Below are 12942 nucleotides of genomic sequence, written 5' to 3' on the forward strand. Positions count from 1 at the left end.
TTGGACCGGCTGGATTTCGGCGGCATCGGCGAAGCTGGCAGCGAAATCGCACCGGGATCGGGCGAACTTTTCCCGCTGTCGCCGGCGCAGCTCGGCATCTGGTATGCCCAGCACCTGGACCCGCAGGTTCCGATCAATATCGCCCAGTTCGTGGAGCTGCGCGGGGAACTCGACATGGCGCTGCTCGAGGCCGCCATGGTGCGCGGCTCGGAGGAGTTCGGTTCCGGCTTCCTGCGCATCGTCGAGCGTGACGGCGAGCCCATGCAGATGGTGGACCACTCGCTGGACCGCACCATCTACCACGTCGATCTGAGCGCCGAGGCCGATCCGGCCGCCGCGGCCCACGCCTGGATGCGCGCCGACTACAGCGCGCCCCTGGAGCTCACCCGCGACCGCCTCATCCGCACCTGCATGCTGAAACTGGCCGACGGCCATTACTACTGGTATGCGCGCATCCACCACATCGTGCTGGACGGTCTCGGCGCGGTGACCTACATGACCCGGGTCGCCGAGGTCTACACCGCGTTCGTCAATGACGTCGAGCCCCCGCCCCACAAGCTGACCGACCTGCCCACCCTGGTCGAGCAGGAGTTCGCCTACCGCGACTCGAGCCGCTTCAAGTCCGACAAGGAGTACTGGGCCGAGCGGATCGCCGGGGTCGAGGACGGCACCAGCCTGGCCGGACGTTCCGCGCCGCCGGCCGCGATCAACCGGATCGCCACGGCCGCGCTCACCGAGGGCCAGACCTCGCTGCTGGATCAGGCCGTGGCCCGCCACGAGTCCTCGCCCGCGGGACTGCTGATCGCCGGTTTCGCCGCCTACCTCGCGCAGTGGACCGGCAGCCAGGACGTCGTCCTGAGCCTCCCGGTGACCGCGCGCACCACCGCGATCATGCGCCGCTCCGGTGGCGCGGCCTCGAACATCGTGCCGCTGCGCCTGCAGGTCGGCCACGACTCGACGGTGACCGATCTGCTCGCGCAGGTGACGGTGGCCGTCTCGGGCGCCCTGCGCCACCAGCGCTACCGCGCCGAGGACATCAAGCGCGACAGCTCCTCCGGTGACTTCTCCGGGGGCGAGGTCGGCTCGCAGTTCTTCGGCCCTTGGGTCAACATCATGTTGTTCCACAACGAGGTCGTGCTCGGCGACATCACCGGCGAGTACAGCGTGCTGTCCACCGGTTCCATCGAGGACCTGGGCGTCAACTTCTACCAGTCGGTGAAGGGCACCCGGAACCACATCGACTTCGAGACCAACCCCAACCTGTACTCCGACCACGAGACCCGCAGCCACCACGCGCGTTTCCTGGAGTTCTTCGACCGCTTCCTGGCGGCCGAGGCGGAGCAGCCGGTCTGGGGCCTGCCCATCACCACCGCGGCCGAGCGCACCCGCACCCTGGTGGAGTGGAACTCCGCCGCGCACGAGGTGCCGGTCACCACGCTGCCCGCGTTGCTGGACAAGCAGATTCCGCTGACCCCGGACAATGTGGCCGTCGAGTTCGAGGGCGAGCAGCTCACCTACGCCGAGTTCGGCGAGCGGGTCAACCGCCTGGCCCGCTTCCTGATCGAGGACGGCGTCGGCCCGGAATCGCTGGTCGCCCTGGGCATGCGGCGTTCGCTGGAGCTGGTCGTGGGCATGCACGCGGTGCTGCGCGCCGGTGGCGCGTACGTGCCGATCGACCCCGATCATCCGGCCGACCGCACCGCCTACATCCTCGAGTCCGCGGCACCGGTCTGTGTGCTGACCACCGCCCGTGACGAGCTCGAACTGCCGGAGTCCGTGCGGCGCTTGGAGATCGACACCCTCGACGTCTCCGGGTTCTCCGCCGAGCCGGTGACCGACGCGGACCGCCGCGCCCCACTGCGCCCGGACAACACCGCCTACGTCATCTACACCTCGGGTTCCACCGGCCGCCCCAAGGGCGTCGCGGTCACCCACCACGCCATCGTCAACCAGGAACTGTGGATGCTCGACGAGTATCCGATGACCGAAGACGATGTGTACCTGCAGAAGACGGCCACCACCTTCGACGTATCGCTGTGGGGCTACTTCATGCCGTTGCTGGTCGGCGCGAAGCTGATCGTGGCCACCCCGGACGGTCACCGCGATCCGCTGTACGTGGCGGAGATGATCGAGCGCCACGGCGTCACGGTCACCGACTTCGTGCCGTCCATGCTGACGGTGTTCGTCGCGCACGCCACCCGCGCCCAGTGCGCCACGCTGAAGTACGTCTTCGTGATCGGTGAGGCGCTGCCGCCGGAGACCGGCGCGGGCTTCCGCGAGATCACCTCGGCCGGCCTGCACAACCTGTACGGCCCGACCGAGGCCGCGGTCTCGGTCACCTACTGGGAGAACACCGCCGCCGACACCGTCACGGTGCCGATCGGTGTGCCCGAGTGGAATGTCGAAGTCTACGTGCTGGATTCGCATCTGCGGCCGGCCGCCATCGGCGCCGCGGGTGAGCTCTATCTGGCGGGCCGCCAGCTGGCGCGCGGCTACAAGGGCCGCCCGGATCTGACCTCGGACCGCTTCGTCGCGAATCCGTTGTCGCTCACCGGCGAGCGCATGTACCGCACCGGTGACCTGGTGCGCTGGAACGGTTCCGGTGCGCTGGAGTACATCGGCCGCACCGACTTCCAGGTGAAGTTCCGAGGTCAGCGCATCGAGCTCGGCGAGATCGAGACCGACCTGCTGGCCCACCCGTCGGTGAGCCAGGCCGCCGTGCTGGTGATGGACACCGCCACCGGTCAGCAGCTGGTCGCCTATGTGGTGCCGGTGCCGGGCCAGTCCATCGACCCGGCCGAGCTGACCCGATTCGCCGCCGAGAAGCTGCCGACCTACATGGTCCCGGCGTCGATCATGGTGCTGGAGGCGTTCCCGCTCAACACGTCCGGCAAGCTGGACCGCAAGGCCCTGCCGGAGCCGGTGTTCAGCGTGGACGCCGCCGGGTACCGGGCCCCGCGCACCGCCGCCGAGGAGATCGTGGCGGGCGTGTTCGCCGATGTGCTCGGTCACGACCGGGTCGGCGTGGACGACAACTTCTTCGATCTGGGCGGCAACTCGCTGGTCGCCACCCAGGTGGTGGCCCGCATCTCGGCCGCGTTCAGCACCCGCCTGGGTGTGCGCGCGCTGTTCGAGACCCCGACCGTGGCCGGGCTGGCCGCGCGCGTGGAAGCCGCTGGGCCTTCCGATGTCTCGCGTCCGCCGCTGGTGGCGCAGCCGCGTCCGGATCGGGTGCCGCTGTCGCTGGCGCAGCAGCGGATGTGGTTCCTCAACCAGTTCGACCCGAATGTCCCGACCTACAACCTGCCGTTCGTGGTGCGGTTGCGCGGTCAGGTCGACATCGAGGCGCTGCAGCTGGCGCTGACCGACGTGGTGGCGCGCCAGGAGTCGCTGCGCACCATCTTCCCCGAGTCCGGGGACGGCGGCTTCCAGCAGGTGCTGCCGATGGACGAGGTGGATCTCGGCATCGAGGTGCACGATATCGCCGAGAGCGAATTGCGCACCGCGCTGGCGCAGTTCGCGTCCGCGGGCTTCGACGTCTCCACCCAGCTGCCGATCCGCGTGCGGGTGTACCGGGTCGCCGCCGAGACCGGCCGCCACTCCGCCGCCGATGACAGCGAGCTGGATCTCGCGGTCGCGTTCGTGGTGCACCACATCGCCGCCGACGGTTTCTCGTTCGGTCCGCTCTCGCGCGACATGACCGCCGCCTACCTGGCCCGGGTCGCCGGGCAGGAGCCCGCGTGGGCGCCGCTGCCGGTGCAGTACCAGGACTTCAGCATCTGGCAGCGGGAGCTGCTCGGCTCGGAATCCGACGCCGACTCCATGGCCGCGCGCCAGAACGACTACTGGCGGACGGCGCTGGCCGGGCTGCCGGATCAGCTGGACCTGCCCGCGGATCGCCCGCGGCCGCCGGTGCAGAGCTTCCACGGCTCCCGCGTCACCTTCGAGATCCCGGCCGAGCTGCATGTCCGGCTCGCGGGATTGGCTCGCGCCCAGGGCGTCTCGCTGTTCATGGTCATGCACAGCGCGCTGGCCGTGCTGCTGGCCCGCCTGTCGGGCACCAGCGACATCGCCATCGGCACCCCGGTCGCCGGTCGCGGCGAGCAGGCGCTCGACGACCTGATCGGCATGTTCGTCAACACCCTGGTGCTGCGCTCGGAAGTGGATGGGGCGGAACGCTTCACCGATTTCCTGGCCCGCACCCGGGAGACCGACCTGGCGGCCTTCGCCAATACCGATGTCCCGTTCGAGCGACTGGTCGAGGTGCTCAACCCGACCCGTTCGCAGGCCCGGCACCCGCTGTTCCAGGTCATGCTGTCGTTCCAGGAGATGTCGCACGGCTCCATGGAGCTGCCCGGCCTAACCGTCTCCGCGGACGAGCTCGAGGTCGACATCGCCAAGTTCGACCTGCAGTGGACGCTGACCGAGCAGCGCGGTCTGGGCGGCGAGCCCGGCGGGCTGTCGGTGATCCTGTCCTACGCCACCGACCTGTTCGACGCGTCGACCGTCGCCGAGTTCGGGCAGCGCTATCTGCGCGTGCTCGAGACCGCCGTGGCCGCCCCGGACACCGTGGTCCGCGATATCGACGTTCTCGACGCCGGTGAGCGCGAGACCGTCCTGCACGCCTGGAACCGCACCGCGCGTGAACTGCGCGGCGCGGCAACGGTTCTCGATCTTTTCGAGCAGCAGGTCCGGATCCGGCCGAACGCCACCGCCCTGATCTTCGATCCGGGCGAGCGCAGCGGCAGCATGTTCGGCCCCGCCGAGGAGCTGACCTACGCCGAGTTCTCCGCGCGAGTGAATCGCCTGGCGCGCAAGCTCATCGACGAAGGTGTGGGCCCGGAGTCCCTGGTGGCGGTGGGCATCCGCCGCTCGGTGGACATGCTGGTCGCCATCTACGCCACCCTGACCGCGGGCGGCGGCTACGTGCCGATCGATCCGGACCACCCGGCCGAGCGCACCGACTACGTGCTGCGCACCGCCGAGCCGGTGGTGCTGCTCACCACCGTCGACGACGCCGTGGAATCCACGGATTGCCCGGTGCTGCAACTGGATTCGCTGGATCTCGACGAGTACGGCGACGCCCCGGTCACCGACGCGGACCGGCTCGCGCCGCTGCGCCCGGACAATGCCGCCTACGTGCTGTTCACCTCCGGCTCGACCGGCCGCCCCAAGGGCGTGGCCATCCCGCACGCCGCGGTGCTGAACCAGATCGCCTGGATCACCGCCGAATACGGCATCGACGACACCGATGTGATCCTGCAGAAGACGCCGGTCACCTTCGACGTGTCGGTGTGGGAGCTGTTCGGTTCGCTGGCCGTGGGCGCACAGCAGGTCATCGCCGCGCCGGACGGCCACCGCGATCCGATGTACCTCTCGGAGGTCATCGGACGCCACCGGGTCACCATGACCTCGTTCGTGCCGTCCATGCTGAGCGTGTTCGCCTCGACCGCGTCGGCGTCCGAATGCCTGTCCCTGCGTGCGGTTCTGGTCGCCGGTGAGGCGCTGCCGCCGGCCACGGTGACCGCGTTCCGCCGCTTCTCCACCGCGGCCGTGCACAACCTGTACGGCCCGACCGAGTTCACCGTGCACGCCACCGCCGCCGCCATCGACGCGCCGGTGGTCACCTCGGTGCCGATCGGCCGTCCGGTGTGGAACGCGCAGACCTATGTGCTCGACGAGGGCCTGCGCCCGGTGCCCGCGGGCGTCCCGGGTGAGCTGTACCTCGGCGGTGTGCAGGTGGCGCGCGGCTACTTCGGCCGCCCGGACCTGAGCGCCGAGCGTTTCGTCGCCAACCCCTACGGCGAGCCGGGTTCGCGGCTCTACCGCACCGGCGACCTGGTGCGCTGGAACCATGGGCGCTCCGCAGGCTCCGCGCCCGCGGGCGGAATCGACCACGGCATTCTCGAATACATCGGCCGCACCGACTTCCAGGTGAAGTTCCGCGGTCAGCGCATCGAGCTCGGCGAGATCGAGACCGCGCTGCTGGACCACCCCAAGGTGCAGCAGGCCGTGGTGCTGGTCATCGACACCGTGGCAGGCGATCAGCTGGTCGCCTACATCGTGGCCGGCGGGCCGGTGGACCTGGACGGGGTCAAGACCTCGTTGCAGCGCACCCTGCCCGCGTACATGGTGCCGGGCTCGATCATGGTGCTCGACGCGTTCCCGCTCAACGCCTCCGGCAAGCTGGATCGCAAGGCGCTGCCGACGCCGCGGTTCGAGGTGCGCGAATTCCGCGCTCCGACAACGCCGATCGAGGAGATCATCGCGCAGATCTTCGGCGAGGTGCTGGGCATCGCCCGCGTCGGCGTCGACGACGACTTCTTCGAGCTGGGCGGCAACTCGCTGATCGCGACCCAGGTGGCGACCCGCCTGGGCACCGCCCTGGACACCCGCGTGCCGGTGCGCATGCTGTTCGAGGCGGCCACCGTGGAGGCCCTGGCGGCCCGCGTGGAATCGCATGTCGGCGACGGCGGCCGCAAGGCGCTGGTCGCTCGCGAGCGGCCCGCCGAGGTTCCGCTTTCCCTCGCGCAGCAGCGCATGTGGTTCCTGAACCGCTTCGACACCGCCTCCGCGGTCAACAACATCCCGGTCGCTATCCGGCTGTCCGGTGAGCTGGACATCGCGGCGCTGCAGGTCGCGGTCATCGACGTGATCGACCGCCACGAGTCGCTGCGCACCGTCTTCCCGGAGACCACGCACGGCCCGGTGCAGCGGGTGCTCGACGCCGCGCAAATCGTGCCGGACCTGACCCCGGTGCCGGTCACCGAGTCCAATCTGATCGACCACCTGGTCGAGCTGGCCACCATGGCCTTCGACGTCACCGGCGAAGTGCCTTTGCACGCGGCGCTTTTCGAGATCAGCGACACCGAGTACATCCTCGGCATGGTGGTCCACCACATCAGCGCCGACGGCTGGTCCATGGGCCCGCTGGCCCGCGACGTGATGGTCGCCTACGCGGCCCGCACCTCGTGGGAGGCTCCGGCCTGGGCGGAACTGCCGGTGCAGTACGCCGATTACGCGCTGTGGCAGCGCGAGGTGCTCGGCTCCGAGGACGATCCGGACGCGCTGATCTCCAAGCAGATCCGCTACTGGACCGAGGCCCTGGCCGATCTGCCCGACGAGCTGGTGCTGCCCTCCGACCGGCAGCGTCCGGCCGTGGCCAGCTACCAGGGTGGCACCTACCCGTTCGCCATCTCCGCCGAAACCCAGCAGGCGCTGGTGGATCTGGGCCGCCGGCACAACGCCTCGCTGTTCATGGTCATGCACTCGGCGCTGGCGGTGCTGCTGGCCCGCCTGTCGGGCACCTCCGACATCGCGATCGGCACCCCGGTGCACGGCCGCGGTGAGGCCGCCCTCGACGACCTGATCGGCATGTTCGTCAACACCCTGGTGCTGCGCACCGAGGTGGACGGCTCGGAGACCTTCGCCGACCTGCTGGCCCGGTCCCGCGACACCGACCTGCACGCCTTCGCCCACGCGGACGTGCCGTTCGAGCGCCTGGTCGAGGTCATCAACCCGGCGCGTTCGCAGGCCCGCCACCCGCTGTTCCAGGTCATGCTGACCTTCCAGAACACCCGGCAGGCCAGCCTGGAGCTGCCCGGCCTCTCGGTCAACGGCATCGACTACGACGCCCGCCTGGCCAAGTTCGACCTGCAGCTGACCCTGCAGGAGGCGCAGGACGACCACGGCGAGCACGCCGGCATGTCGGCCGAGATCTCCTACGCGCTGGACCTGTTCGACGAGTCCACCATCGCGGCGTTCGCGCGGCGACTGGACCTGATCCTGGAAGCCGTTGTCGCGCACCCGGATCGGCCGCTCGGCGATATCGACCTGCTGGTCGCCGGTGAGCGCGATCAGGTGCTGGACGGCTGGAACGACACGTCGTTCAACCTCGCCTCGGTGCTGCCCGCGCTGCCGGAGGGCGAGGCCGCCACGCTGGTCTCGCTGTTCGAGGCCCAGGCCCTGACCAGCCCCGATGCGCCTGCCGTGGAATTCGAGGGGACAGGTCTGTCCTACGCCGAGTTCGCGGCGCGGGTGCACAAGCTGGCCCGCAAGCTCATCGCGCAGGGCGTCACCGCGGAATCGCCGGTGGCCCTGGCGATCCGGCGTTCGCTGGATCTGGTCGTGGCCATGTACGCGGTGCTGGAGGCCGGTGGCGCGTACGTGCCGCTGGACCCGGACCAGCCGATGGAGCGCATCGACTACGTGCTCGACACCGCGCGCCCGGTCGCCATCCTGACCACCGGCCGCGACGACTTCGTGACCGGCCGCAATGTGCCGGTGCTGGAAGTCGACACCCTGAACCTGGACGCCTACTCCGACGCTCCGATCACGGATGCCGAACGGGGACAGGCGATCCGGCCCGAGCACACCGCCTACGTGATCTTCACCTCCGGTTCGACCGGTCGCCCCAAGGGTGTGGCCGTCGAGCACGGCGCGATCGTGAACCGCCTGCTGTGGATGCAGCACGAGTACCCGATCGACGCGAACGACGCGGTGCTGCAGAAGACCCCGGCCACCTTCGACGTGTCGGTGTGGGAGTTCTTCTGGCCCTTGCAGACCGGTGCGCGCCTGGTGGTCGCCAAGCCCGACGGCCACCGCGACCCGGTCTACCTGGCCCACGTCATCGCGGAAGCCGGCATCACCACGGCGCACTTCGTGCCGTCGATGCTGTCGGTCTTCGTCGCCACCCTCGGCACCGACAGCGGCGATTCCGCCACCACCGCACCGCGGCTGCGGCAGGTGTTCGCCTCCGGTGAGGCGCTGCCCGCGCCGACCGCGCAGAAGCTGCGCGAGCTGACCGGCGCGCGTCTGCACAACCTGTACGGCCCGACCGAGGCGGCCGTCGACGTCACCTACCACGAGGTCGTGGACGCCGACACCGTGTTCGTGCCGATCGGCCGCCCGGTGTGGAACACCGAGACCTACGTGCTCGACGCTCGTCTGCACCCGGTCGCGCCGGGTGTCGCGGGTGAGCTCTACCTCGCGGGCGATCAGCTCGCGCGCGGTTACCTGGGCCGCCCGGACCTGTCCGCGGACCGCTTCGTGGCCAACCCGTTCGTCTCCGGCGACCGCATGTACCGCACCGGCGACCTGGTCTCCTGGACCGCCGCCGGTGAACTGAACTACCTGGGCCGCACCGACTTCCAGGTGAAGCTGCGCGGTCTGCGCATCGAGCTCGGCGAGATCGAGGCGGCGCTGCTGGCGCAGCCGACCATCGCGCAGTCCGTCGTGGTGGTCCGCACCGACGCGCACGCGGGCGATCAGCTCGTGGGTTACGTGGTCCGCGAGCCCGACGCCGCGGTCGACGTCGACGGCGTGAAGGCCGCGCTGAGCGCCTCGTTGCCCGCCTACATGGTTCCGGCCGCGCTCGTGGTGCTGGACGCCTTCCCGGTCAACGCCTCCGGCAAGCTGGACCGCAAGGCGCTGCCCGCGCCGGTGTTCGAGGCCAAGCGGTTCCGCGCCCCCTCGACCCCGATCGAGGAGATCATCGCGCAGATCTTCGCCGACCTGCTGGGCATCTCCGGAACGGAGAACGGCCCCGAGCGCGTCGGCGTGGACGACGACTTCTTCGAACTGGGCGGCAACTCGCTGGTCGCCACCCAGGTGGTCGCCCGCCTGTCGGCCGCGCTGAACGCCGAGATCGGTGTGCGCGTGCTGTTCGAGGCCCCGACCGTGGCCGCGCTGGCCGCGCGGGTGGAGTCGCACGCGGGAACCGGTGTGCGCCAGGCGCTCACGGTCCGCACCCGCCCCGAGTACCCGCCGCTGTCGCTCGCCCAGCAGCGCATGTGGTTCCTCAACCGGTTCGATCCGGAATCGGCGGCCAACAACATCCCGGCGGCCGTACGGCTCACCGGTGCACTGGATCTCGACGCCATGCGCGGCGCGATCGCCGACGTGATGGCGCGCCACGAGTCGCTGCGCACCCTGTACCCGTCGCACGAGGGCGTCGCCTACCAGAAGGTGCTGCCCACCGGCCGCGCCATTCCGGAGCTGGATGTCATGGACGTGACCGAGGGCGAGCTGTTCGCCGCGGTCTACGCGTTCGCGGCGCAGGGCTTCGACGTCACCGCCGAGACCGCGGTGCGCCTGCGCGCCTACCGCCTCGCGGCCGACGAGCACGTGCTGGTCCTGGTGGCCCACCACATCGCCGCCGACGGCTTCTCCATGACGCCGCTGGTCCGCGACCTGATGACCGCCTACATCGCGCGCAGCCAGGGCGAGACCCCGGGCTGGACCGAACTGCCGGTGCAGTACGCGGATTACGCGCTGTGGCAGCGCGAGACCCTGGGCTCGGAAGAAGACCCCCGCTCGCTCATCACCGAGCAGCTGGACTACTGGCGCGACACCCTGTCCGGCCTGCCGGACGAGCTGCGCCTGTCCACCACGCCGCGCCCGGCCGTCGCCTCCTACGACGCGGGCACCCACCGGTTCCAGGTGCCGGGCGAGCTGATCGCCGGGCTCAACCGGGTGGCGCAGGCCCATGGCACGACCCTGTTCATGGTGGTGCACAGCGCTTTCGCCGCGCTGCTGGCCCGCCTGAGCGGCACCGACGACATCGCGGTCGGCATCCCGGTCGCGGGCCGTGGCGAGCAGGCGCTCGACGACCTGGTCGGCATGTTCGTCAACACCCTGGTGCTGCGGTCGCCGGTGGACACCGGCGCGAGCTTCACCGACCTGCTGAAGACCGTGCGCGAGCGCGACCTGCAGGCCTTCGCCCACGCGGACGTGCCGTTCGAGCGCCTGGTCGAGGTGCTCAACCCGGCCCGCTCGCAGGCGCGGCACCCGCTGTTCCAGGTGATGCTGTCGTTCCAGAACCTGGGGCGTGCCTCGCTGGAGCTACCGGGCCTGAGCGTCGCCGAGCTGGCCATCGATCAGCAGTCGGCCAAGTTCGATCTGCAGATGACGCTGAGCGAAGTCGTCGACGGCGACTCTGCCATGGACGCCGAACTCGTCTACGCGACAGACCTTTTCGACGCGCAGTACGCGGGTGTGTTCGCGCAGCGCTTCGTCGCCATGCTGACCGCCGTGGCCACGGATCCGGCCCAGCTGGTCGGCGATGTCGAGCTGCTGAGCGAGACCGAGCGCCGTCAGCTGCTGGTGGGCTGGAACGAGACCGCGTTCGAGCTGGACACCGCGCTGCCGGAGATCGAAGAGGGCGCGGCGGCGACGCTGGTGTCGCTGTTCGAGGCGCAGGTCGCGCTGACTCCGGACGCGACGGCCGTCACGTTCGAGGGGGCAAGTCTGTCCTACGCCGAGTTCGCGGCCCGTGTGCGCACGCTGGCGCGCTGGCTCATCGCGGAGGGTGTCGGACCGGAATCCTTTGTGGCGCTGGGCATGCGCCGCTCCATCGACCTGGTCGCGGGCATGTACGCCGTGGCCGTCGCCGGTGGCGCGTACGTGCCGCTGGACCCGGATCATCCGGCCGAGCGCACCCAGTACATCCTCGAGACCGCGCAACCGGTCTGCGTGCTCACGTCCGGTGACGACCTGGAAGGCGTCGAGGCCCGCCAGGTTCGGATCGACGAGCTGGACCTGTCGGCGTTCGACACCAGCCCGGTCACCGATATCGAGCGCCGCTCGCCGCTGCGCCCGGGCAACACCGCCTACGTGATCTTCACGTCCGGCTCCACCGGCCGCCCCAAGGGTGTGGCGGTGAGCCACGCGGCCATCGTCAACCGCCTGGTGTGGATGCACGCCCAGTACGGCCTGGCCGCCTACGACGTGGTGCTGCAGAAGACCCCCGCCACCTTCGACGTGTCGGTGTGGGAGTTCTTCTGGCCCTTGCAGGTCGGCGCGCGCCTGGTGGTCGCCAAGCCGGACGGCCACCGCGACCCGGCCTACCTGGCCGAGATCATCGTCCGCGAGGGCGTGACGGTCACCCACTTCGTGCCGTCCATGCTGGCGGTCTTCGTGGCTGAACCGGCCGCGGCCGACTGCGTCAGCCTGACCAATGTCTTCGCCTCCGGTGAGGGCCTGCCCGCGCCGACCGCGCAGAAGCTGCGCCGGCTGACCGGGGCGCGCCTGCACAACCTGTACGGCCCGACCGAGGCCGCGGTCGACGTGACCTTCCACGAGGTCGTCGACGCCGACATCGCCTCGGTGCCGATCGGCGCGCCGGTCTTCAACACCCAGGTCTACGTCCTCGACGCGCGTCTGAACCCGGTTCCGGTGGGTGTCGCGGGTGAGCTCTATCTCGCGGGTGACCAGCTGGCCACCGGCTATGTGGCCCGCCCCGACCTGACCGCGGATCGCTTCGTGGCCAACCCGTTCGGCGCCGGCGCGCGCATGTACCGCACCGGTGACCTCGTCACCTGGACCGGCAACGGCGAGCTGGAGTACCTGGGCCGCACCGACTTCCAGGTGAAGCTGCGTGGTCTGCGCATCGAGCTCGGCGAGATCGAGTCGGCGCTCACCGCGCTGCCCGCGGTCGCGCAGGCCGTGGTCGTGGTCCGCCACGACGAGCGCACCGGCGATCAGCTGGTCGCCTACCTGATCGCCGCCGACGGCCACCTCGACCTCGACGCCGTGAAGGACGTTCTCTCCGAACAGCTTCCGGCCTACATGGTCCCGGCCGCCTTCATGGTGCTGGACGCCTTCCCGCTCAACGCCTCCGGCAAGCTGGACCGCAAGCAGCTGCCCGCCCCGACCTTCGCCGCCAAGGTCTTCCGCGCCCCGGCTACCCCGGTGCAGCAGACGGTCGCCGGGACCATCGCCGACGTGCTCGGTCTGGACCGGGTCGGCCTGGACGACGACTTCTTCGAGCTCGGCGGCAACTCGCTGATCGCCACCCAGGTGATCGCGCGCCTGTCCGCGGCGCTCGACGCCGACATCCCGCTGCGCGCCCTGTTCGAGGCCTCCACCGTGGCCTCGCTCGCCGCACAGCTGGAATCGCGCGTCGGCACCGGCGCGCGCGCCGCCCTGGTCGCCCAGGAGCGT

General features: G+C 70.2%; 1 protein-coding gene (only partly in view). It reads left to right on the forward strand.

The window, feature by feature from the left end; translation table 11 throughout:
- Positions 1–12942, forward strand: the beginning of a protein-coding gene (locus tag ACFRAQ_RS01445; protein ID WP_379092551.1) for a non-ribosomal peptide synthase/polyketide synthase. The gene runs 31170 nt beyond the window's last position; 12942 of the gene's 44112 nt are visible here — the first part of the coding sequence; its start codon is at positions 1–3; its stop codon lies beyond the right edge, outside the window.

Origin of the sequence: Nocardia sp. NPDC056611 (genome assembly GCF_042792755.1) — a bacterium.
Classification (GTDB): domain Bacteria; phylum Actinomycetota; class Actinomycetes; order Mycobacteriales; family Mycobacteriaceae; genus Nocardia.